The following is a 22595-nucleotide window of genomic DNA, read 5'->3' as shown; positions in this document are numbered from 1 at the left end:
GAAAGCGAGCCCATGCCCGACAGTCCGCTCTCCGCGTCACCGTACGAGATCCTCGGCGTCCCGTTCGACGCCGACGACGCCGCGCTCCGCGTCGCGTACCGCCGCGCGCTGCGCCGGGCGCACCCGGACACCGGCGGCAGCACCACGGAGTTCCACGCGGTGCAGCGCGCCTGGGTGCTCGTCGGCACCCCGGACGCGCGCGCCGCGTTCGACCGCGGACGTGGCGGAGCCGCCGCCGCGGATGCGACGAGCGCCGCGTGGGCCCCGCCGCCGCCCCGGCCGCGCCGCGACTCGCGACCGCTCGCGCGATCGCACGGTCATCCCGGCGGGCTCTCGCGCGGGCGCTACCTCGAACTCGTCCGGGAGTGGGTCGGCCGCGGCGTCGAGCTCGACGACCCCTACGACCCGGCGCTCGTGCGCAGCGCACCGAGGCACCTGCGCCACCTCCTCGCCGACGCCATCGCCGAGGAGGCCACCGCGCGGGCGCTGCCGAACCTCGGCATCGCCTACACGATCTGGCACGACCTCGCGACGGATGCCGCGGGCCCGGGCCTGCCCCCGAAACTCGACCATCTCGTGCTCGGGCCGACGGGCCTGTTCGCGATCCAGTCCGAGGACTGGGGTGCGCCGGTCGCCTTCAAGCGCGGCGAGCTGATCGGCGAGGGGCTCGACGGCGAGCGGCCGTTCCGGGCGCTCGGGGCGAGGGCGAAGGCGATCGGCCGCGCGGCCCGGGTGAAGCCGACCGCGCTCGTGGTCGTCGTCCCCGACGAGCACGCCGTCGAGCCGTTGCAGGTCGGGGGCAGCCTGCGCGGGGCGACCGTGGCGCTGGTGCGCCGATCTCGACTGGTCAGCGCGATCCGCGAGGGCCTCCCCGGCAGTGCGCACATCGGCGGCACCGAGGTCATGGAGGTGCGGGCGCGCCTGCAGGCCGCCGTGCGCTTCGCATAGGGTCGTTTCCATGCCCGTGACCTCGACCGACGCGTACGTCTCCGACTTCTCGGAGTTCATCCAGGCCTCGCCCTCCTCGTACCACGCCGCCGAGGCGGTGGCCCGTCGCCTCGAGTCGGCGGGTTTCGAACGACTGGACGAGCGGGATGCCTGGCCGACCGGCCCGGGACGCCGGGTGGTCGTGCGCGACGGCGCCGTGATCGCCTGGGTCCAGCCGCCGGCCGCGAGCGCGACCGCGCCGTTCCGCATCCTCGGTGCGCACACCGACTCGCCGGGGTTCAAGCTGAAGCCGACGACGACGACCGAGGCCGCCGGGTTCAGCCAGGCGAGTGTTGAAGTGTACGGCGGCCCGTTGCTGAACTCCTGGCTCGACCGCGAGCTCGAGCTCGCCGGCCGGATCGTGACGATCGGCGGCGACGAGCACCTCGTGCGCACCGGCGCGATGCTGCGCATCCCGCAGCTCGCCGTCCACCTCGACCGTGAGGCCAACAAGGCGCTGACCCTCGACCGGCAGCGGCACGTGCAGCCGATCTGGGCCGCCGGCGAGGGCGGCGACGTGCTCGAACTGCTCGCCGCGGACGCGGGCATCGACGCCGCCGACATCGCCGGCTTCGACGTGCTGACCGCACCGACGACCGCGCCCGAGCGGTTCGGTCGCGACGACGCGTTCTTCGCCTCGGGCCGGCTCGACAACCTGACCTCCGTGTTCGCCGGGCTCGTCGGCATCGAGGCCGCCGCCGACGCGGCGTGGGAGCGCGCCGGGCACGTCAGCGTGCTCGCCGCGTTCGACCACGAGGAGCTCGGGTCGGCCTCGCGATCGGGCGCGGCCGGCCCCTTCCTCGAGGACGTGCTCGGCCGCATCTCGTCGGCGCTCGGCGCGAGCGACGACGAGCGGCGTCAAGCGATCGCCGGCTCGTGGATCGTGTCGGCCGACGCCGGCCACGCCGTGCACCCGAACTACCCCGAGAAGCACGACCCGGCGACGCGTCCCCTGTTCGGCGAGGGCGTGCTGCTCAAGCTGAACGCGAACCAGCGCTACGCGAGCGACGCGGTCGGGTCGGCGATGTGGGAGGCCGTGTGCCGCCGCGCGGGAACCGCGACGCAACCGTTCGTCTCGAACAACACCGTGCCGTGCGGGTCGACGATCGGGCCGATCTCGGCGACGCGGCTCGGCATCCGCACCGTCGACGTCGGCGTGCCGCTGCTGTCGATGCACTCGGCGCGCGAGCTCGCGCACGTCGATGACCTCGTCGGCCTCGGGCGCGCCGTCGCGGAGTTCCTCGCCGGGGAGTGAAGCGCCGGCAGCGGCCCACCGGCCACCGAATGGCGCGATCTCGCCGACGGGTGACCGGATGCGGACCGCCGGAATCCGGGACGGGGATGCAGGGTGGTCGTATGACCGAGGTCCGCACCGCCAGCCCCCTGTTCGAGCACGTCGCCACCGCCGAGGACGCGATCGCGCATTTCCGCGGCCGGCTCGGGTTCGAATCGGATGTCTCGGACGTGTATGCCGCGCTGCAGTCCGGCGACGCCGGATTCGCGCTGATCGATACGCGCAGCGACGCCGCCTGGGCGCAGGGCCACGTGCCCGGGGCCGTGAACCTGCCGACCCGACGCATCGGCGACGGGGCCGCAGCGATCGTCGAACCCGGTACCCCGGTCGTCGTCTACTGCTGGGGACCGGGATGCAACGGGGCGACGCGCGCGGCGCTCGAGTTCGCCCTGCTCGGCCACCCGGTCAAGGAGATGATCGGCGGCTTCGAGTACTGGGCTCGGGAGGGGTTCCCGATCGAGGCCGACGGCGTGGTGGGGCAGGCGACGCCCGACCCGCTCACCAACGTGTCGACCGCCGTGCTGCCGCGCGGCGAACTCGCGGCGCAGCCGATCAGCTGCGCCTGCTGACCCGGGCGCGCAGCCGTCGGGAGGGCTGCCCGGTCACGCGAGCGTGACCAGCGGCGCGGTCGGGTCGGCGCTCCACTCGTCGAGCGATCCGTCGTACACCGCGACATCCGATCGGCCCGCCTGACGGAGGACGAAGCCGGTTCCGGTGGCGGCGATGCCCGCACCGCAGTAGAGCACGACGCGGCCGTCGCCGACCTCGGAGACGGCGGAGTCGCGCGCCTCGTCGTCGACGAACCGCTTCGTCTCCCGGTCGACGACCGAGGAGACCGGCACGCTGACGCTGCCGGGGATGTGCCCCCGGCGCGAGAAGCGGCCGGTCTCGCCGGCGAAGTCGCTGCGGGGCAGCGCGCACACGAGCGAGGCATCCGCTTCACCGTCGACGATGCGCCGCACCTCGTCGCCGTCGGCCCACCACCCCGACTGCTCGATGAGGGTCAGGGGGCCGGCGGGCGACGGAGCCTCGTAACCGGTCTCGAGTGCGCGGCCGTCGGCGACCCAGCGTGCGAGACCGCCGTCGAGGACCGCGACGTGCGGGAACCCGGCCGACTGCAGCAGCCACCAGAGGCGTGTCGCCCACTGGCCCAGGGATGCGTCGTAGACCACGACCGTGCGAGAGTCGTCGATGCCGAGCTCGGTCGCGGCATCCCGCAGCCGATCGAGGTCGGGGCGGGCGAACGAGAAGCGACCGTCGGGGTCGCTGAACGACTCGATCAGGTCGGCGAAGACCGCGCCGGGCACATGGCCGTCGACCAGGTAGGCGTCGAGGCCCGAGAGCCAGCGGAACCCGGCCTCGGTCTGCGAGCCGATCACCGTCGCGTCCACCACGACGAGCCGCTCGTCGCCGAGGTGCTCGGCGACCCAGTCGGCCGAGACGAGTGCGGAGGGGAGTTCGAGCGAGGTCATGCCGGGCACGCTACGCCCGGGCATCCGCGGAGAACAGGCCGGGCGCAACAGGCCGTAACCGCCCGCTGCGGCGTGAACCGGGCCGGTGCTCAGGGAACCGGCGTATCGTGGATCGGTGACCACGACCGCCGAACGGGCCGCAGCGCCCCTGCTGATCCGCCGCCTCCGCGCCGAAGAGGTCGAATCCGTCGGTCGCCTGGCGAGAGACGCCTACGCGGCCGACTACCGGCTCGCGCCCGAGTACCTGGACGAGATTGAGGCCGTCGGCGATCGCGACGGCGAGCACGAGGTCTGGGTCGCCGAGAACGTCGTGACCGGCGAACTGCTCGGCACGGTGACCACGCCGCGCGAGGGCGTTCGCCTGTCGGGTGTCGCGGTCCACGACGACGAGCTCGACTTCCGGTTCCTCGGCGTCGCCGGCTCCGCTCGCGGACGCGGCGTCGGCGAGGCGATGGTCCGGCACGTGCTCGCGCTCGCCGCGGAGCGCGGCCTCCGTCGCGTCGTGCTCAACACCGGCACCCAGATGCGCGGTGCGCAGCGGCTCTACGAGCGGATGGGATTCGAGCGGATTCCCGAGCGCGACTTCGCGTTCGATCGGTCCGACGGCGTTCGCATCGTCATCCTCGCGTACGGGATCGACGTCGCACCGGCGACGGCGCGAGCCGGGATCGCGGCGGGATGACGCACGGACAGCGTTCGGCGCACGACGGGCGCTTCGCGCGCGACGAACTCGCCGCGCTCATCGGGCATCCGACGCTGTTCCGCGATTGGGCTGCCGAGCCCACCGGTCCCGAGCTCGAGCCGGCTCGCGAGGCCGCCGTGCTCATCCTGTTCGGCGTGCTCGACGGCCGCCCGTCCGACCACACGGCGCAGGCGTCGGCCGTGTCCCGCGACCTCGACGTGCTCCTTCTCGAGCGGGCCGCGACGCTGCGCTCGCACGCCGGCCAGGTCGCGTTCCCCGGCGGCCGGGTCGACCCGGGCGACGTCGACTCCGTCGCGGCCGCCCTGCGCGAGGCCCGAGAGGAGACCGGGCTCGATCCGACGGGGGTCGAGGTGCTGGGCGAGCTGCGCGGCCTGCCGATGCCCTTCTCGGGCCACCGGGTGACCCCGGTGCTCGGCTGGTGGGCGGAACAGTCGCCCGTCGGGGTCGTCGACCTCGCCGAGTCGTCGCACGTGTTCCGTACGCCGGTCGCCGACCTGCTCGACCCGGGCAACCGCGTCATGACCGTCATCCGCCGCGACGGCCACGAGTGGCGCGGACCGGGATGGCTCGTCACGGTCGCCGGTGTCGAGCACCTGGTGTGGGGGTTCACCGGCCGCATCCTCGACGAGGTGTTCGACGCGCTCGGCTGGACCGAACCGTGGGATCGCAGCCGGGAGTACGAGCTGCGGAACATCTGATGCTCCGGACCGCCTGATGCTCCGGACCGCCTGACGCGCGGGGTACCGCCCTACAGGTCGCTCTCGCCCGGCTCCTCGTCGAGGAGTTCGAAGACCCCCTGCAGCACCTCGTCGGGGCGGAACGGATAGCGCTCGATCTCTCGCTGGTCGCTGATGCCGGTGAGCACGAGCACCGTGTGCAGGCCCGCCTCGATGCCGGCGACGATGTCGGTGTCCATGCGGTCGCCGATCATCGCGGTGTTCTCGGAGTGCGCACCGATCTTGTTGAGCGCCGAGCGGAACATCATGGGGTTCGGCTTGCCGACGACGTACGGCTCCTTGCCGGTGGCCTTGGTGATCAGGGCCGCGATCGCTCCCGTGGCCGGAAGCGGGCCGTCGGCCGAGGGGCCCGTGGCATCCGGATTCGTGACGATGAACCGGGCGCCCGCGCCGATCAACCGGATCGCCTTCGTGATCGCGTCGAACGAGTAGTTCCGGGTCTCGCCGACCACCACGAAGTCGGGGTCGGTCTCGGTCATGATGTAGCCGGCGTCGTGCAGCGCGGTGAGGATGCCCGCCTCGCCGATGACGAACGCCGAGCCGCCGGGCACCTGTTGGCGGAGGAAGTCGGCCGTCGCGAGCGCGGAGGTCCAGATGCGGTCTTCGGGCACGTTGAGACCCGACGCGCGCAGCCGCGCCGACAGGTCGCGGGCGGTGAAGATCGAGTTGTTCGTCAGCACCAGGTAGGGCGTGCCGGAGTCCTCCCACTGCTGGAGCAGGGCCGCCGCTCCGGGCAGCGCATGGTTCTCATGGACGAGCACGCCGTCCATGTCGGTCAGCCAGCACTCGACCTCGTTGCGGTGTCCCATCCTCCAAGCGTAGGGCGCGACGATGACGAGGCCGTGAACGCCGCCGCCGACGGATGCAGGAGCGGGTCCTGGTCGCGCTCCGCGAGGCGGCCCGCGACGGCGTCGGTGATCGGGAGCCCGGTCGCACGCTCGATGAACAACCACGCCCCCGACGGGTCCAGGTCGAGGACGACGTGTCGGTCGTCGTCGGTCCGGCGGAGGTCGATCGTGGCGTGGCCGAGGCCGAGCCGCTGCACGAATCCGACGAGCGCCTCGTCGAGGCGGCCCGGCAGGGCGACCGCGGTCACGCGCGGGGTCCCCGCGCCACGACGGAGATCCCAGGGCAGCAGGATGTCGATCGGGTCGAGGGGCGGTTCGATCCGGACGGCGAACGCCTGCTCGCCGACGACGACGACGCGGAGGTCGACCCCCTCGACGTACTCCTGGATCAGGGTCGGCGCCGCACGCACGTGCTCGAACGCGTCGTCATCGCCGGGGTCGAGGCGGCGGATCTCCTCCGCGCCGTCGCCGTGCGGGCGGAGCGACTTGGTCACCAGCGATCGCCCGGGGAGTCCGTCGGCGAAGGAGCGCGCCCGGTCGGGGTTCCGCGTCACGATCGTCCGGGGGAGGGCGAAGCCGAGTTCGGCGGCGATCGTCCACTGCAGCACCGCATGGTTGGCGGCGCTGTCCGCCGCGGGCGGATTCAGCCAGTCCAACGCCAGCGAGGCGATGACCCCTTCCGCGACCGCGAACGACTCCGCCCGGGCGCGCTCGCCGCCGACCGACGGAGACGGGCGCCCGCTGCGCTGCCGCCACCATCCGACGCTCGCGCGGGCGAGGTCGATGTCGCCCGCCGTATCGGAGTCGCGGTGCGAGTGGAGCAGGAGTTCGGGGTGGTGCCCGCCGCCGAACGATAGCTCGAGCGACGACGACTCGGTGAGCTCGGCCGGGTCGAGTCGGATCACGCGTCGCCGCAGGGTCAGCAGTCGGTCGGCGACCGCTGCGGCGTGGGCGTCGTCGCGGCTCGCGGCGATCAGGATCATGCGGCCGTACCGCTGACGGCTGCGGGGATCGGCGCGTGCATGGGTCCTCCCGTCGACGGGCCGGCGGACCGTACCGCGGCCGGACCATCAGCCTGACCTGAGCGACCCGGACGGGCATCCGGGGCAGCCCTGAGGCGGGCGGTCCGAGCCGGGCGGATCACGTCCGGGGCGGCCGGCTCACTTCCGAGCCGGGCTCAATGGATGAGCTCGCGCCAGTTCGGCGGCGGATCACCGCCGGGAACCGCCTGGTCCGCGGGGCGCGATCGCGGCGGCGACAACGGAACCGGCGGGGCGGGAACCTCCTCGACGTAGTCCCAGAACCAGTCCTCGCCCGGCTCGAACGAGGTCGCGACCGGATGCCCCGCCTCCGCGGCATGCGCCCGCGCATGGCGCATGGGCGAGGAATCGCAGCATCCGACGTGTCCGCACTCGACGCAGCGTCGCAGGTGCACCCACCACCCGTCGCGGTCGAGGCACTCGACGCATCCATCGCCGGACGGCGGCGGCGCGACCGCCTGCCCGTTCATGCGAACACCTCCATCGCGGCCAGCGCACGGTGCACGGATGCCACCGCACTCGAGCCCTCGCCGACCGCCGCCGCGACGCGCTTCATCGATCCACGGCGGACGTCTCCGGCCGCGAAGACCGCGGGCACCGACGTCTCGAACGGCAGCGGCATCCGGCCGAGGTCCCGCCAGGCGCCGTCGAGCCCGACGACGTCGGCCCCGGTGCGGATGAACCCCCGTTCGTCGCGCTCGACCCCGACCAGCCAGTCCGTCGCGGGCTCGGCGCCGATGAAGCAGAACAGTCCGCGGCAGTCGACCTCGCCCTCGTGCCCGCCCGCGAGCCGGACGCGTTCGAGGTCACCGCCACCCTCGAGGCCGACCACCTGGGTGCCCGTGAGCACATCGATCCGGGCGTCGTCGAGCAGCCGCTCGACGAGGTAACTCGACATCTGGGCGCCGAGTTCCGGGGCGCGAACGACCAGCCGGACGCGGCATCCGCTCGCGGCCAGGGCCAGCGCAGCCTGGCCGGCCGAGTTCGCGCCGCCGACGACGACGACCTCGGACCCGGCGACCTGGCGGATCTCGAGCGCCGATGCCGCGTAGTGGATGCCGGCACCCTCGAACTCCGCCCACCGATCGATGGGAAGCGACCGGTACGACACCCCGGTGGTGACCACGGCGGCACGCGCGAGGACGACGGCCCCGTCTGCGAGCGTGATCCGGAGCCCGTCGGCGGCGGGCTCGAGTCGGATCGCCTCGCACGGGGCGATGATGCGGACGCCGAACTTGAACGCCTGCAGCGAGGCCTGCGCCGTGAGGTCGTCGCCCGAGACGCCGAAGGGGAACCCCAGGTAGTTCTCGATGCGACTCGTCGCCGACGACTGGCCGCCGGGTGCGACGCCGTCGAGCAGGACCGTGCGAAGGCCCTCGGATGCGCCGTAGATCGCCGCGGCGAGACCCGCCGGCCCGGCACCGACGACGGCGAGGTCGACGGCGGCATCGTCCTCGGCGGCGTACGCGAGGCCGAGTGCCTCGGCGAGCAGTCCCGGGGTCGCCCGCAGCAGGTCCTTGCCCTGCACGATCGCCACCGGGAAGGCGTCGTCGGGGAAGCCGTGGCTCGCGATCGCCTCGCGGTTCGCCGGTTCGTCGGCGTCGAAGAAGCTGTAGACGAGGTCGAGCCGGTCGGCGTACCGCCGAAGCGCGGTGACCTCGCGCGAATGCGCCGACCCGATGATCTTGAGCGTCCAGGCCGCCGGCCCACGCCGCAGCTCCTCGCGCCTGGCCCAGAGCGTGCGCAGCATGAGGTCGCACAGTTCGTCGTCCTCCGCCATCAGCCGCTGGAGCGCCGCGTGGTCGATGCGGTGCACCCGGCCTGCCTCGACGACCCGCGCGGTCAGGAACGAGCGCTGGCCGTTGAGCAACCCGAGCTCGCCCACGAACGTGCGTGGGCCGAGGCTCGCGATCCGCGTCTCCTCGATCCACTTCAGGCGGTCGCGCACGATGTCGACGACACCCGTCTCGACGAGCACCAGGTCGACCCAGCGGTCGCCGGCGTGGAAGAGGACATCGCCTTCGACGGTGTCCTGCGGGACGCCGTAGGAGCGCAACCGCTCCCACTGGTCGTCCGTGAGCGGTGGCGCGATGCGGGGGTCGACCGTACCCATCACCCCATGCTGCACGACGATCGCCGGAAACGGCAGGGTCAACCTGTCAGGCGGTGAGCCAGATCGACTCGGCTGCCGAAGGCGTCAGGGCGACGCCGGGGTGCGCGTCTCCGCCGGACACGAGTGCGACGGAGGTCGCATCCGGAGCGGCATCCGTCACGCGCAGTTCGCATCCGGGTCGGATGCCGGCCTCGTCGAGCAGGCGGAGCGTGGCGGGGTCGCGATCGGAGATCCGGATGACGCTGCCGACATGGCCGATGCGGGCATCGGCGAGCAGTACGAACGGCTCGGACGGGAGCGTGCCGTCGGCCGAGGGGATCGCATCGCCGTGCGGGTCGCGTCGAGGGCGGCCGAGGCGTTCGTCGATCGCCTCGAGCAGCCGGTCGCTGATGGCGTGCTCGAGCACCTCGGCCTCGTCGTGCACCTCGTCCCAGCCGTAGCCGAACTCCTGGACGAGCCACGTCTCGATGAGGCGGTGACGGCGCACGACGGCCAGCGCGCGGTCTCGGCCCACGTCGGTCAGCCGGATCGCCCGGTACGGCGCGTGCGTGACGAGCCCCTGCGCGGCGAGCTTCTTGACCATCTCGGTCACGCTCGACGGCGCGACGCCGAGCTTCGCCGCGAGCACCGACGGCGTGATCGGGTCGACCTGCCACTCGGTGTGCGCGTACACCGTCTTCAGGTAGTCCTCGATCGCGGGGTTCTCGGCTCTCGGCATCGGGCTCAGGATACCGGGCGGGGTTCCGCCTACGCTTGAGGCCGTGGAACCCGAGCACGACGAGCCGCAGCTGCCCACGCACGGGGTCGGCCCCTGGCCCGGCGGCCGCGAGGCGTGGCCCGCCGACCCGCACTACGACCCCGACCTGCTCGAGCACGGCGACTCGCGCAACGTCGTCGACCGATACAGGTACTGGCGGCTCGAGGACATCGTGGCCGACCTCGACCGCACGCGGCATCCGTTCCACGTCGCGATCGAGAACTGGCAGCACGACATGAACATCGGCTCCATCGTGCGCACCGCCAACGCGTTCGCCGCCGACACCGTGCACATCATCGGCCGGAGGCGCTGGAACAAGCGCGGCGCCATGGTCACCGACCGCTACCAGCACCTCGCGCACCACGAGGACGTCGCGGCGTTCGTCGAGTGGGCGCACGGGGAATCCGTGCCGATCATCGCGGTCGACAACGTCGAGGGCGCCGTGCCGATCGAATCGTTCGTGTGGCCGGCGCGCTGCGTCCTGCTGTTCGGACAGGAGGGGCCGGGGCTCTCCCCGGAGGCGCAAACCGCGGCCGACATCGTCGTGGAGATCACGCAGTTCGGCTCGACCCGGTCGCTGAACGCGAGCGCCGCCGCGGCGATCGCGATGCACTCGTGGATCCTGGCTCACGCGGCCGGGGCACGATCGACCAGTCCAGGCGCTGGACGATCCGCCCGCCCGGGGGGATGACTGTGATCGCGGTCATGGCTTCGAGTTCCGCGTACGCGGCCGCGTCGTCGTCGGTCGCCGCCCTCGTGTAGACGGCGACCCGGCTGTCGGAATCGGGATGCGGCGAGCCGGGTTGGGGATCGAATCGCCAGTCGAATCCGGACCCGTCGGCGCGGCGGAACCCGGCGAGCCCGGTGGCGTCCGGGAACCCGACTTTGCCCGTCCGTTTGTGCAGCGGGACGTGTCGCAGCGGGCCGTTCGCCGTCACGGGCAGCCCGCCGCCGAGGTCGACGGGCGCGCCGCCCGACGTCGCCGCGTACACCGTGTCCCCCGGGCCGGCGGGTACTTGGCACACCTCCCAGATCGACCACTCGATCGCGTGGTCGGTGCGGTTGCGGAACACGGTGCGCTGCCGGAACCGGGTGCCGTCTCCCGGGGGAAGGACGAATCGTCGTTCCACCTCGAGACCGGTGGCGGGATCCGGATCGGACGTGAGCGTGAGGTGCTGGGCGCCGCCGTGGCGGGTCAGCTCGACCGCGAACGGTGCCCCGTCGATCGGGCCGGGCGGGCCGCCCCAGCGGGATTGCGGGGCCGGCCAGGCCTTCGTGCCCCCCGCGTTGATCCACGCGCCCTCCGGGCGTCGCCAGGCATCCTCGTCGCGCCACAGGAGCTCCGTCCCGTCGACCCGAATGGTCCAGAGCCGCCCGCCCAATGAGGGGAGGAAGCCCAGATCCACCCGGCCCGTGGAGACGCGGAGGACCTCCGTCACCGCTCCCACGACCAGGTGTGCTCGGCGCGGAAGCCGAGCAGGCGCTCGGCGGGTGCGAGGTCGATCGGCACCTGCCGCCCCGGGAACCGGTGCCGGCGCGGAACGCCGGGGTGATGGGCGTCGAGCAGCGCGTCCGTGTCGAGGGGGCTGAGCACGTCCGGTGCGGCGACGTACACCACGTGGGCGCCGGGGAGGGCGGCGTGCAGCCCGGCGAACATGGCGCGCGCCGCGTCGCGCGTGTCGAGGTAGCTCCACAGGTCCGAGGCACCCGCGGCCGGATCCTCGGCGAGCCGATCGGCCTGTGCGGCGAGCTTGTCGTCGCCCGAACCGACGAAGGGCAGCCGGATCGCCACGACCGACATCCCGTCGCGGCGGGCGAACATGTCGGCGGTCAGCTCGTCGGTGCGCTTCGCGAGGGCGTACGGGTCCGTCGGCTGCAGCACCGCGGCGGCATCGAGCGGCACGTAGGGGACGGCGAGCGGCTTCGTCGCGAACGGCAGGCCGCCGACCGCGTAGCTGCTCGCGATCGATGCGCGCCGGATCCCGTGCCGCGCTGCGGCGTCGAGCACGACGTACGTCGCGCGGGTGTTCTCGCTGAACACCTCGACGTGCGTCCCCTCGTTCGGGGACGGGCGGGCCGCGAGGTGGATCACCGCGTCCGCGTCGGTGATCGCGGCGTCGACGGTCGCGGGGTCGCCGGCATCGCCCGCCCGGACCCGGTCGGCTCCGAGGGACGAGACGGCGTCGTGATCCGACTCCGACCTGATGAGCGCGGTCGCGCCGATGCCCCGGTCGGCGAGCAGCGCGAGCACCGCTCGACCGATCCGACCTCCGGCACCGGTGACGAGGACGCGGCGCGGGTCGAGGCTCATCGGCGGGGCGGCGCGGTGGAGGCGCGGATGTTCAGCCGCGGCTCGACCTGGGCGTGCACGACCGGGGCGTCGGATGCGTCGGAGATCCGGTCGAGCAGCATGCCGGTCGCGAGCGCTCCGACCCGGGCCCGGTCCGGGGCGACCGCGGACAGCGGCGGATCCGCGAGCGCCGAGATCTCGTCGTCGTAGGCGATGATCGACAGGTCGTCGGGGACGGAGAGTCCGAGCCCGCGGGCGCGCTGCATGAGCGCGAGGAGCGAGTTCTCGTCGCCGTGGCAGAACAGCGCGGTCGCCTCGTGCTCGCGGATGCGCTCGAGCACGGCTTCGACCCCGCCGGCCGGCCAACTCGGACCGAGTCCGAGCTCGTCCGCGCCGAGCACCAGCGCATCGTCGTCGAGGCCGGCGCGGCGGAGGGCATCGTGCCAGCCGCTCCGCACGAAGTCCGCGCTCTGCGTGCGGCCGCGGCTGACGATCGCGAGCCTGCGGTGGCCGAGCCCGATGAGGTGCTCGGCGGCCCCTGCCGCGCCGAGTTCGTGCGCGGTCCGAACCGACGAGCACCCGCCGAGTCCACCGCCCGGGAGGCGGCGTTCGATGAGCACGACCGGCACGGGGAGCTCGGCGAGTCGCCGGCGGAGTGCGGCGCCGTCGTCGTCGAGCTGGATCGAGGGCGCGAAGAGGATCCCGGCGACCGCGTCGCGGACGAGCTCGTCCAGCAGGCGGGCCTCGGCGTCCGCGTCGTACTCCGAGACGACGAGCTGCATCTCACCGCCGCGGGCCCGAAGCGTCTCCGCCACGCCCGAGGCGACGTGGCGGTAGTAGTACGACGTCGGGACGAGGACGCCGATCGTTCCGTCGAATTGCGCCGGGTGCTGGGAGCCGGCGTCCTCGCCGCCGGGACGGAGCATCGCACCGCCGCGCACCTTGTCGAGCACGCGTTCGTCCACGAGTGCGTCGAGGTCGCGGCGGATGGTGACGTGCGAGACGCCGAGCTCCTCGACCAGGCGGGCGATCTGCACGGCGCCGTCCTCCTGCGCACGTGCGAGGATGCGGGCACGGCGTTCGGCGGCGAGCATGGCGAGTCCTTCCGGCGCGGGAGGCGTCGGTCCCGGGAGCGGGATCGCCGCTGCCGGTGCCTCCAGATGGTTCACATTATCGATCACGCGGAGTTCCGATCTCGTGCGGTTCGTGCGGATTCGTGCGGTTGCGCTGGGTCGAGCGCGGTGCGCGCGGCGCGGGGCGGGTTCGGGCCGGCCTCACGCCAGGAGGTCCAACCCGGCAGCATCGACGGCCCAGTGCAGCGGCAGGCCCGCGGCGTACCGCTCGAGGTCGTCCAGCGTGGAGTCCGCGAGCCGGTGGGTCTCGCCGTGCATGGCCCCGGCGATGTGCGGGGTCAGCTGCACCGCGGGCAGGTCGTACAGCGGCGAGGACGCCGGCAGCGGCTCGGGCTCGGTGACGTCGAGCACGGCGCGGATCCGCCCGTGGCGGCACGCGTCGACGAGCGCGTCCGTGTCGACGAGCGCCCCACGTGCGGTGTTCACGAGCACGGCGTCGTCGCGCAGCAGGCCGAGCCTCCGCCGGTCGATGAGCCCGCGAGTCTCGGGGAGTTCGGGCGCGTGCAGGCTCACGATGTCCGAGCGTCGCAGCAGGTCGTCGAGCGGTACGAGCTCGACGCCGAGGGCCGCCGCCTGCGGCGCGTCCGTCGTCGGGTCGGCCGCGAGCACCTCGAAGTCGAAGGGGCGCAGCAGTTCGGCGAGTCGCCGTCCGACCCGGGAGAGCCCGACGATGCCGACGGTTCCGCCCAGGTTGACGGTCGGGGCGATCGCGCGCCGCCAGCGGTCGTCGCCGTCGCGATGGATGCGGTAGCCCTCGACGTACTGTCGCGTGCGCTTGCCCTCGAGGAGGATCGTGGCGAGGGCGAACTCGGCGACCGGTGTCGCGTTCGCGGTCGCGGCGGAGGTGACGATGAGTCCGCGCTCCCAGCCGGACGCGTGGACGTGGTGCTTCACCGAGCCCCCCGCGTAGAAGACGGCGCGGAGGTTCGGTGCCGCCGCGAGCACCTGCTCGGTGAGCGGAGGCGAACCCCATCCCGTGACGAGGATCTCGGCGGCTGCCAGCTCGGCGGCGGCGCCGGGGGCGTCGAATCGGGCGCCGGGCAGCGGTCCGCGGATGTCGGCGAGCGTGCGGAGGCGCGCGAGACGGCTCGCGTCGAACAGGTCGCCGAAGTGCGTCGAGCCCATGACCACGAGGCCGCGGGGCCGACGGGCGATGCCTGGGGAGCCTGCCGGGGTTGCGGCGACTGGGCTGATCGTCATGGCAGCGATTGCATCACAGCGAAGATCAAACTTCAACTTATTGAAACTAAAAGAAAGAAATTCACGGAACGACTTGCAAAACTGATTGCTGAGTTGAATGATGATCGAGTCACGACGTGGTGCACCGCCCTCCGAAACCTCCCACGACGTGGCGCAAACGACCCAGCTGCACCCGCAGCACGCCAAGAGGAGTGGACATGCACACACGACAGCGCCGCATCGTCGGCGCGACGGCAGCGATCGCCCTGGTCGCAGGCCTCGCCGCATGCGCGGCACCCGCCGGTGAGGAGGACGACGGCGTCGTCGTCATCACCGTGATGGGGATGCCGGCCGCGACCAACACCGCAGCGCTGGAACTCTTCCAGCAGCAGGTCGCCGAGTTCGAAGAGCTGAACCCCGACATCCGCGTCGTCGGATCCGATGTCCCGTGGGACGCCAAGACCTTCGCCGCACGCCTCGCCGGCGGCAGCGCACCCACGCTTCTGCGCGTCCCGCTGACCGAACCGCCCTCGCTCATCGAGCGAGGCCAGGTCGCCGACATCGCTGCCGAGGCATCCGAACTCGACAGCTTCGAGGAGCTGAACCCGCGCGTCATGGCATTCCTCGAACGCGACGACGCGGTCTACGGGCTCCCGGAGAAGAGCTACGCCTTCGGCCTCGTCTACAACCGCGCGCTCTTCGAGGAGGCGGGACTCGACCCGGATCAGCCTCCTACCACCTGGGACGAGGTGCGCGAGGCCGCGAAGCAGATCTCCGACGCGACCGGCAAGACCGGGTTCGGCGAGATCTCGACCAACAACAGCGGCGGATGGCACCTCACCGGCTACACCTACAGCAACGGCGGGAGCATGATCGAGCCGGGAACCGACGGTGCATACACCGCGTCGTTCAACGACGACGCCGCTCGCGACGTGCTCGAATGGTGGAAGCAGACCCGGTGGACCGACGACTCGCTGGGCGACAACGTCCTCGGCAAGCAGGAGGACATGGTCGCGGCGTTCGCCGCAGGCGAGGTCGGCATGTGGGTCTCGGCGCCGCCGGACCTCTACCCGCAGTTCATCAACGCCGGCGGCGACCCCGAGATCTACGGGGCGGGCGCCATGCCGCAGGGCGGCGCCGACGCCACCCTCGCCGGGGCGACCGTGCTCATGGTCAACGCCAAGGCCAGCGCGGAGGAACGCGACGCCGCCGTGAAGTGGATGGACTTCCGGGCGCTGCGTCCGAACTACGACCCCGAGGTCGCCGCAGCCTACGCCGAGGTCTCCGCCGAGGACGGCCTGCCCGTCGGCGTCCCCGTGCTGCCGATCTTCAGCGAGGAGAAGTACGCCGAGATCCAGGAGGCCATCGCCGAGTACGTCAACGTCGAGGTCGCGAACTTCGACCCGTACGTGGCGTCCCTGGCCGCCTTCGAGTACGTGCCCGAACCGCTCGTCGCCTCGCAGGAGATCTACGCGGCACTCGACCCCATCGTGCAAGCGGTGCTCACCGACCCGAACGCGGACATCGAGCAGCTGCTCGACGACGCGGAGGCGCGGGTGAACACCATCCTGGAGCAGGCGCAGGGATGACCTCCGCCCCCACCCGTCTCCCCGTGCCGGCGCGTGCGCCGGCCGGGGAGGCGCCCCGGCCCCCGGCACCCGCAGGCGAACCTCCCCGCCGGCGGGTGCCGGGGATGCGCCGTCGCGCAGCCGGTGCCGGACTCGTCTTCCTGCTGCCGGCGTTGGTGCTGTTCGGGTACTTCGCCTGGTGGCCGATCGTGCAGAGCGCGATCCTCGCCTTCCAGCGGACGAACCTCGTCGACGCCGCGGAATGGGTGGGCTGGGCCAACTTCGAACAACTGTTCGCCGACCCGCTCCTGCCCACGGCCGCCCTGAACACCCTCTGGTTCACCGCGCTCTCGATGCTGATCGGGCTTCCCCTCCCACTCCTCGTCGCCGTCGCGATGTCCGAACTCCGCCGTGGCGGCGCGCTCGCCCGGGTGCTCGCCTACCTCCCGGTCGTCATCCCGCCGGTCGTCTCGGTACTGCTGTGGAAGGTGTTCTTCGCCCCGGGCGAGAACGGCGTCGTAAACGCCGCGCTCGGGCTCGTGGGCCTCGGGCCGTTCCCCTGGCTCCAGTCCCCGGAGCTCGCCATGCCCAGCCTCGTCGTCGTGGCGACCTGGTCGGGCGCCGGCACGGCGATCCTGATCTACCTCGCCGCGTTGACGGGCGTCGCCACCGAGCTCTACGAGGCGGCCGAGCTCGACGGGGCATCCGTCTGGCGACGCATCTGGCACGTGACCCTGCCGCAGATGCGGGGCGTCATCCTCGTGCTGCTCCTGCTCCAGATCATCGGCGCGCTGCAGGTGTTCACCGAGCCGTACGTGATGACCGACGGCGGTCCGGCGAACGCGACCGTGACCGTGCTGCTGATGATCTACCGCTACGCGTTCCTCTTCGGGAACTTCGGCGTCGCCTCGGCGCTGAGCATCCTGCTCGCCCTCGTGCTCGTCGTGGTGTCCGCCGTGTACCTCCGACTCACCCGATCCTGGAGCAGCTCGTGACCGCACCCGCCGCACGCGACCGCCGCATCCTCTCGCCGCACGACTGGGGCCGCCGCGCCACGAGGTACGGCTGGCGGGGCATCCACACGGCGCTCTTCGCCGGCCTGGTGCTCCTCGGCGCGCTCCCGCTGGTCTGGATGGTCAGGGCCGCGGTCTCCACCACCACCGACCTCGTCCAGCGGCCGCTCGCGCTCTGGCCGGACCCGGCGATGTGGTCCAACATCGCGGATGCGTGGAATCTCCTCGGCATCGGCCAGTACCTCTGGAACACCGTCTGGCTCGTCGCCGGGTCATGGATCGTGCAGTTGATCGTGGCGACGACGGCCGGCTTCGCGCTCGCCGTGGTCCGGCCGTGGTACGGCAGGTACGTCTACGGCGCGCTCCTCGTGACGCTGTTCGTGCCCGGAACCGTGACGCTCATCGCCCTCTACCTGACCGTGCTCGACCTGCCGGGCCTCGGCATCTCGATCGCGGACACCCCGTGGGCCGTCTGGCTGCCGGCCGGCGCCCACGCCTTCAACATCCTCCTCGCGAAGCAGTTCTTCGACGCGATCCCCCGCGAACTGTTCGAGGCCGCACAGGTCGACGGCGCGGGGTGGTTCACGATCTTCCGGCGGATCGTGCTGCCCATGTCGAAGCCGATCCTCGCCGTCATCTCGCTGCTGTCGATCATGACGGCGTGGAAGGACTTCCTGTGGCCCCTCATCGTGCTGACGGACCCGGCGCTCCAGCCGCTCTCCGTGGCGCTGCCGAGACTCGCGCAGAACACCGACCCCGCGTACCTGATCGCGGGGCTGCTGATTGCGAGCGTCCCGCCGATCGTGGTGTTCCTGGTCTTCCAGCGGCAGATCGTCAGCGGCATCGGCTTCACGGGGCTCAAGTGACGACGCTTCCCGCACTCGACGAACCCATGACCGAGACCCGGGCGCCGTGGGCCGACCGCGACGGGGTGCGCATCACGCGCGTGCGCCCGATCGTGACCGCACCCGAGGGCGTCGCCCTGGTCGTCGTGCGGATCGAGACCAGCGAGGCCGGGCTCGTCGGATACGGCTGCGCGACGTTCGCGCAGCAGTACGCGGCGGTCGCGAGACTCGTGGTGCACCTCGCCCCGTTGATCGTCGGCCGGAGCCCGGCCGACCGGGGCGACATCGCGCGGATGCTGCACCACTCGGGATACTGGCGCGACGGGCCGGTCGGCAACTCGGCGATCTCGGGCATCGACCAGGCCCTGTGGGACCTCGCGGGCAAGCGAGCGGGCATGCCGGTGTACGAGCTGCTCGGCGGTCGCGTCCGCGATTCGGCGCCGATCTACCTGCACGCCGGCGGCGACACGATCGAGGAGACCCTCGACGAGGCCCGGGCCATCCTCTCGTCGGGCGTGCGGCACGTGCGGATCCAGTCGAGGCAGCCGGGATTCGGCAGCTACGGCACCCCGCGCCGCGGCGGCGGGTATCCCGGTACGCCGAATCCCGACGGATGGGATCCGCGGCACTACCTCAGGGCCACGCCGGAACTCTTCCGGCGCGCCCGCGAGGAACTCGGCGGCGACGTCGAACTCCTGCACGACGTGCACTCGCGCCTGTCGGTGCGCGAGGCGAGGACGCTGGCCGACGACCTCGCCTTCGCCCGGCCGTACTTCCTCGAGGACCCGGTCCCGCCCGACCAGTACGACCGGCTCCCCGAACTCGGCGCCTCGTCACCGGTGCCGATCGCGGTCGGCGAGCTCTTCACCTCGGCGACCGCGGCCGCCGGTGCCGTCCGGCGGGGCGGGATCGACTTCCTGCGCGTGCACGTCTCGGCGATCGGCGGCCTCACGCCCGCGGTGCGGTTGAACGCGCTGTGCGAACTCGAGGGAGTGCGCACGGCGTGGCACGCCCCGGCCGACGTGTCGCCCTTCGGTGCGGCCGCGAACGTCGCGCTCGACGTCTCGAGCACGGCGTTCGGCATCCAGGAGGGTCACGTGTACCCCGACCAGGTGCTCGACGTGTTCCCCGGGACCCTGCAACCGGCGGCGGGGTTCCTCGCGCCGTCGCCGGAACCGGGGTGGGGCATCGGTCTCGACGAGCGGGCGGCCGCCCGCCACGAACCACAGCCCTACGCCCACGAGCGGTGGGCGGCGCAGGTGCGCCGGCCCGACGGGTTCCTCGAGTCCCCGTGACCGCCGCGGGTGCGCCATCACCCGCCCAGTACCCGATCCATCACCAGAGAGGCATCCCAGTGGCATCCTTGTCCGTCCAGCTGTACTCCGTGCGCGACGCGCTCGCCGCCGATCCGTCGGCGGCGCTCGCCCGGCTCGCCGGGATCGGGTTCGAGGAGGTCGAGCTGTTCGACCTCGTGCGATGGGGTCCGGCCCTCGAGGCTCCGCTCGCCGACCTCGGCCTGGTATCGGCCGTGGCGCACGCCTCGATCGTCGGGCTCGACGACCCGGAGCCGGTCTTCGCGGCGGCCCGCTCGCTTGGCGTGACGACCGTCATCGAGCCGACCGTCCGCGACGGATGGACGGATGCCGCGGGCGTCGAGCGCATCGCGCAGCGCCTGAATGCGCTCGCCGGAGCGGCGGCCGAGCACGGTCTCACGATCGGGTACCACAACCACTGGTGGGAGTTCGGCGAGATCGGTCGGCGCACGGCACTCGAGCACCTCGACGAGCACCTGGAACCCTCCGTCGTGCTGGAGTTCGACGCGTACTGGGCCGCGGTCGCCGGCATGGACATCGCCCCGCTCGCAGCGCGACTCGCGGGCCGGATCCGCCACCTCCACGTCAAGGACGGACCGGTGGAGCCGGATCCGTCGACGCAGGTCGCGGCCGGTTCGGGAGCCGCCGACCTGACCGGGGTCCTGGCAGCGGTTCCCGACGCGACCAGGGTGCTCGAGTTCGACCGATCGGATGCCGAGGTGTTCGCCGACCTCGCCGCCGGGGTGCGCTGGGTGCGCGCGCAGGAGGTCGGCCGATGAGCGCGAGGACCGCGCACGACGGTGCGAAGAATGGGCCGGTCGGCGTCGGGGTCGTCGGCGCCGGCGTGATCAGCGACCAGTACCTCGGCAACCTCACGCGGTTCGCCGACCTCGAGGTGCGCTTCGTCGCAGACCTGGACCGCGACCGCGCCGCTGCGCAGGCGTCGCGGTTCGGCGTCGCGGCATCCGGTTCGCTCGACGAACTCCTGACGGACGACGGCGTCGAACTCGTCGTGAACCTCACCGTTCCGAGCGCGCACGTGGAGGTCGGCCTGCTGGCGCTCGAAGCCGGCAAGCATGTGTTCGCCGAGAAGCCGCTCGCGCTCGACCCCGCCGATGGACGCCGTCTGCTCGCGCGGGCCGATGAGCTCGCGCTGCGGGTCGGGAGCGCACCGGACACCTTCCTCGGGCCGGGCCTGCAGGCGGTGCAACGGCTCGTCGACGATGGCGAGATCGGCACGCCCCTGACCGCGATCGCCCAGTTCCAGGGGACGGGCCCCGAGGCGTGGCATCCCAACCCGGAGTTCCTGTTCGCGCCGGGCGCCGGACCGCTCTTCGACATGGGGCCGTACTACCTCACCGCGCTCGTGCAGGTGCTCGGCCCGGTCGCGAGGGTGAGCGCCGCGTCGTCGACCTCGTCGGCGGTGCGCACGATCGGCTCCGGGCCGCGCGCCGGCACGGTGTTCCCGGTGCGGGTCCCGACGTTCCATGCCGCGCTGCTGGAATTCCGCGACGGCGCGGTCGCGCAGGCGGCCTTCAGCTTCCAGTCGCCGCGTCGGGTGCAGCCGGTGCTCGAGGTCTCCGGCACGTCGGGGGCGATCGCGATGCCGGACCCGAACGGGTTCCACGGCAGCGCCGTCCTCTGGAGGGGGACTGCCGAACCGGTCGAGTTCGCGGCGCCGCCGACGACCGACACCCGCGGAATCGGCGTGGTCGAGTTCGCCCGCGCCCTCCGTGCCGGAGCGACGCCGCGGGCGAGCGGCGAACTCGCGTTCCACGTGCTGGAGGTGCTGGCGGCGATCTCCGAGGCCGCGCGCGGCGGCGCACCGGTCGAGATCACGAGCGCACCCCAGCGGCCGCTGGCGCTGCCCGACGGGTGGGACCCGGCCGAAGCGACGCTCGAGCGGCAGGTGCGCGTCGGAGGCTGAAGTCCGTCAGGCGGGCGTCTGCTGGTGCGCGGCCACGCGCCAGGCGCCGTCGTCGTAGAGGTAGGTCGTCGACATCCGGAGGTTCGCGGTCTCGTCGCCGCGCTTCGCGACGGCCCGGTAGACGAGCACGCCGGCGTGGTCGCCGAGTCGGATGACCGCGGGCTCGCGCAATTCGTACGAGTCCCACGGCGTGGTGCCGCGGAACGCGGCGAGGATCTCGTCGCGGCCGAGGACGGCGCCTTCGACGACCATCAGGGCGTCGCGGGTCATCGCGCGGGCGTAGTGCTCGCCGCCGCGGCCGTCGAGGATGGCTCGCCAGCCGGCGTGCTCCTCGTGCAGGAGCCGGGCGGGCAGATCGTCGGTGATCTCCGTCATGCCACCACGGTAGTCGGGCGATCCCGGATCGGCGAGCGGTTCGGGCGGTCGGCCAGAAGTGAATCCCGGTTCACTTCGGACTAGGATCACGGCATGGACATGGACGACGGCGTCGATGACCGCGGCGACACCCGGACCGCGAAGCGACGCAGCGAGCTCGACGCGATCGACAACTCCGCACTGCGCGAGGCCGTGAACTGGTTCGTGCTCGCGGCCGGGACCTCGAACGTCGTCATGCAGTTGTCGCGCCGTCCCGTGGCGTACGGCGTCATGGAGAGTCGTGTGGTCGAGGGCAACCTCTTCACCAATCCGAAGCGTCGTGCCCGAACGACCGTCGCGTACCTCGCCGTCGTCATGCTCGGCGGGCCCGACGAGCGCGCGGCGATGCGGCGCGCCACCAATCGCTCGCACGCGCAGGTGCGGTCCGAGGCGGGTGCGCCGGTCGCGTACCACGCGTTCGACCCCGAGCTGCAGACCTGGGTCGCAGCCTGCCTGTTCAAGGGCGCCGAGGACGCGTACGTCCGAGCGCACGGCCCGATGCACGGCGTGTTCCGTGACGAGTTCTACCGCCAGTCGATGGCGTTCGGCACGACGCTGCAGATGCCGCCGGAGAACTGGCCCGCGACCCGCGACGCCTTCGAGGCGTACTGGCGCGAACAGGTCGCGACGCTCGAGGTCGACGATGCGACCCGCGAGTACCTCACCCGCATCGTGCGGCTCGAGTACCTCGGGCGCACGCTGCCCGAGCGCGTGCTGCGCTACCGGGCGCGACTCGTGGCCGGATACCTGCCGCCCGAGTTCCGGGCGCTCATGCACCTGCCGTGGACCGACGACGACCAGCGCCGGTTCGACCGGTTCGACCGACGCCTCGCGCGGCTGACGCGCGCGATGCCGCGCCGCGTCCGCGAGCGACCGCTCGCGAGGCAGCTCACCGACGTCCGACGCCGGCTCGCCGACGGCCGCCCGCTGTTCTGAGTCGCCCGCTGTTCTGAGCCGCCCGG

General features: G+C 72.5%; 23 protein-coding genes. 13 read left to right on the top strand and 10 right to left on the bottom strand.

Translation table 11 applies throughout. The annotated features are described in order from the left end of the window. Positions 1 to 12: 12 nt before the first annotated feature. The 3 genes from ELQ40_RS17095 to ELQ40_RS17085 all read left to right on the top strand — a co-directional run bounded on the left by ELQ40_RS17095 (position 13) and on the right by ELQ40_RS17085 (position 2850). Entirely contained in the window at positions 13 to 948 is a 936-nt protein-coding gene (locus tag ELQ40_RS17095; protein WP_127794770.1) for a DnaJ domain-containing protein, read from the top strand. A 10-nt stretch (positions 949 to 958) separates the two neighbouring features. Further along, complete coding sequence (locus ELQ40_RS17090) at positions 959 to 2242, top strand: M18 family aminopeptidase (RefSeq protein WP_127794769.1); 1284 nt, start codon at positions 959 to 961, stop codon at positions 2240 to 2242. A 101-nt stretch (positions 2243 to 2343) separates the two neighbouring features. Next, the gene (locus tag ELQ40_RS17085; protein ID WP_127794768.1) at positions 2344 to 2850 is read left to right on the top strand and encodes a rhodanese-like domain-containing protein; all 507 of its coding nucleotides are present in this window, start codon (positions 2344 to 2346) and stop codon (positions 2848 to 2850) included. A gap of 33 nt (positions 2851 to 2883) precedes the next feature. Here ELQ40_RS17085 and ELQ40_RS17080 read toward each other — a convergent pair whose 3' ends face one another. Then, on the bottom strand, positions 2884 to 3753 hold the full coding sequence (locus ELQ40_RS17080) for a sulfurtransferase (protein WP_127794767.1): 870 nt from the start codon (positions 3751 to 3753) through the stop codon (positions 2884 to 2886). A 115-nt stretch (positions 3754 to 3868) separates the two neighbouring features. Here ELQ40_RS17080 and ELQ40_RS17075 point away from each other — a divergent pair, with 115 nt between their 5' ends. Both ELQ40_RS17075 and ELQ40_RS17070 read left to right on the top strand, forming a co-directional pair. Further along, positions 3869 to 4435 carry a GNAT family N-acetyltransferase gene (locus ELQ40_RS17075; protein WP_164863681.1) on the top strand — a complete coding sequence of 189 codons (567 nt, stop codon included), beginning with the start codon at positions 3869 to 3871 and terminating at the stop codon, positions 4433 to 4435. Continuing rightward, positions 4432 to 5154 carry a CoA pyrophosphatase gene (locus tag ELQ40_RS17070; RefSeq protein WP_127794765.1) on the top strand — a complete coding sequence of 241 codons (723 nt, stop codon included), beginning with the start codon at positions 4432 to 4434 and terminating at the stop codon, positions 5152 to 5154. Before ELQ40_RS17075 ends, ELQ40_RS17070 begins: the two co-directional genes overlap by 4 nt. Before the next feature lie 50 nt (positions 5155 to 5204). Here the strand turns inward: ELQ40_RS17070 and ELQ40_RS17065 are convergent, their stop codons facing one another. From ELQ40_RS17065 to ELQ40_RS17045, 5 genes are all read right to left on the bottom strand, one after another. Then, positions 5205 to 6002 (bottom strand): HAD-IIA family hydrolase, encoded by a 798-nt coding sequence (locus ELQ40_RS17065; protein ID WP_127794764.1) that lies wholly within the window; start codon positions 6000 to 6002, stop codon positions 5205 to 5207. After that, complete coding sequence (locus ELQ40_RS17060; protein ID WP_127794763.1) at positions 5969 to 7024, bottom strand: RimK family alpha-L-glutamate ligase; 1056 nt, start codon at positions 7022 to 7024, stop codon at positions 5969 to 5971. The genes ELQ40_RS17065 and ELQ40_RS17060 overlap by 34 nt, the downstream gene beginning before the upstream one ends. Positions 7025 to 7218: 194 nt before the next feature. Then, a complete protein-coding gene (locus ELQ40_RS17055) occupies positions 7219 to 7551 on the bottom strand; it encodes a UBP-type zinc finger domain-containing protein (protein ID WP_127794762.1) in 333 nt (110 codons plus the stop codon). Then, positions 7548 to 9194 (bottom strand): cyclic nucleotide-binding domain-containing thioredoxin-disulfide reductase, encoded by a 1647-nt coding sequence (locus ELQ40_RS17050; RefSeq protein ID WP_127794761.1) that lies wholly within the window; start codon positions 9192 to 9194, stop codon positions 7548 to 7550. Before ELQ40_RS17050 ends, ELQ40_RS17055 begins: the two co-directional genes overlap by 4 nt. A gap of 46 nt (positions 9195 to 9240) precedes the next feature. Then, positions 9241 to 9912: a metal-dependent transcriptional regulator gene (locus tag ELQ40_RS17045; RefSeq protein WP_127794760.1), complete on the bottom strand. Its 672-nt coding sequence runs from the start codon at positions 9910 to 9912 to the stop codon at positions 9241 to 9243. 43 nt (positions 9913 to 9955) lie between these two features. Between ELQ40_RS17045 and ELQ40_RS17040 the strand changes: the two genes are divergently transcribed. Continuing rightward, a complete protein-coding gene (locus ELQ40_RS17040; RefSeq protein WP_127794759.1) occupies positions 9956 to 10642 on the top strand; it encodes a TrmH family RNA methyltransferase in 687 nt (228 codons plus the stop codon). Positions 10643 to 11386: 744 nt separating this feature from the next. Here ELQ40_RS17040 and ELQ40_RS17035 read toward each other — a convergent pair. The 3 genes from ELQ40_RS17035 to ELQ40_RS17025 form a co-directional block, all read right to left on the bottom strand. Further along, a complete protein-coding gene (locus ELQ40_RS17035) occupies positions 11387 to 12262 on the bottom strand; it encodes an NAD(P)-dependent oxidoreductase (RefSeq protein ID WP_127794758.1) in 876 nt (291 codons plus the stop codon). Continuing rightward, the gene (locus tag ELQ40_RS17030; protein ID WP_127794757.1) at positions 12259 to 13335 is read right to left on the bottom strand and encodes a substrate-binding domain-containing protein; all 1077 of its coding nucleotides are present in this window, start codon (positions 13333 to 13335) and stop codon (positions 12259 to 12261) included. The genes ELQ40_RS17035 and ELQ40_RS17030 overlap by 4 nt, the downstream gene beginning before the upstream one ends. Before the next feature lie 180 nt (positions 13336 to 13515). After that, positions 13516 to 14574 carry a hydroxyacid dehydrogenase gene (locus ELQ40_RS17025; protein ID WP_205649373.1) on the bottom strand — a complete coding sequence of 353 codons (1059 nt, stop codon included), beginning with the start codon at positions 14572 to 14574 and terminating at the stop codon, positions 13516 to 13518. Between the two features lie 197 nt (positions 14575 to 14771). On the opposite strand from ELQ40_RS17025, the gene ELQ40_RS17020 reads away from it, so the two are divergent. The 6 genes from ELQ40_RS17020 to ELQ40_RS16995 all read left to right on the top strand — a co-directional run bounded on the left by ELQ40_RS17020 (position 14772) and on the right by ELQ40_RS16995 (position 21219). After that, positions 14772 to 16142: an ABC transporter substrate-binding protein gene (locus ELQ40_RS17020; RefSeq protein ID WP_127794756.1), complete on the top strand. Its 1371-nt coding sequence runs from the start codon at positions 14772 to 14774 to the stop codon at positions 16140 to 16142. 104 nt (positions 16143 to 16246) lie between these two features. Next, a complete protein-coding gene (locus tag ELQ40_RS17015; protein WP_205649518.1) occupies positions 16247 to 17116 on the top strand; it encodes a carbohydrate ABC transporter permease in 870 nt (289 codons plus the stop codon). Next, the gene (locus ELQ40_RS17010) at positions 17113 to 18000 is read left to right on the top strand and encodes a carbohydrate ABC transporter permease (RefSeq protein WP_240665844.1); all 888 of its coding nucleotides are present in this window, start codon (positions 17113 to 17115) and stop codon (positions 17998 to 18000) included. The genes ELQ40_RS17015 and ELQ40_RS17010 overlap by 4 nt, the downstream gene beginning before the upstream one ends. Positions 18001 to 18026: 26 nt before the next feature. Further along, the gene (locus tag ELQ40_RS17005; RefSeq protein ID WP_127795379.1) at positions 18027 to 19274 is read left to right on the top strand and encodes an enolase C-terminal domain-like protein; all 1248 of its coding nucleotides are present in this window, start codon (positions 18027 to 18029) and stop codon (positions 19272 to 19274) included. Between the two features lie 59 nt (positions 19275 to 19333). Then, entirely contained in the window at positions 19334 to 20071 is a 738-nt protein-coding gene (locus ELQ40_RS17000; protein WP_127794754.1) for a sugar phosphate isomerase/epimerase, read from the top strand. Then, positions 20068 to 21219: a Gfo/Idh/MocA family protein gene (locus tag ELQ40_RS16995; protein ID WP_127794753.1), complete on the top strand. Its 1152-nt coding sequence runs from the start codon at positions 20068 to 20070 to the stop codon at positions 21217 to 21219. Before ELQ40_RS17000 ends, ELQ40_RS16995 begins: the two co-directional genes overlap by 4 nt. Before the next feature lie 6 nt (positions 21220 to 21225). Here ELQ40_RS16995 and ELQ40_RS16990 read toward each other — a convergent pair whose 3' ends face one another. After that, the gene (locus tag ELQ40_RS16990) at positions 21226 to 21594 is read right to left on the bottom strand and encodes a nuclear transport factor 2 family protein (protein ID WP_127794752.1); all 369 of its coding nucleotides are present in this window, start codon (positions 21592 to 21594) and stop codon (positions 21226 to 21228) included. Between the two features lie 93 nt (positions 21595 to 21687). On the opposite strand from ELQ40_RS16990, the gene ELQ40_RS16985 reads away from it, so the two are divergent. After that, the gene (locus ELQ40_RS16985) at positions 21688 to 22569 is read left to right on the top strand and encodes an oxygenase MpaB family protein (RefSeq protein WP_205649372.1); all 882 of its coding nucleotides are present in this window, start codon (positions 21688 to 21690) and stop codon (positions 22567 to 22569) included. The last annotated feature ends 26 nt before the right edge of the window (positions 22570 to 22595 follow it).

It is taken from the genome of Agromyces sp. LHK192 (assembly GCF_004006235.1).
In the GTDB taxonomy this organism is placed as follows: Bacteria; Actinomycetota; Actinomycetes; order Actinomycetales; family Microbacteriaceae; genus Agromyces.
This window is presented reverse-complemented; position numbering and strand designations above follow the sequence as displayed.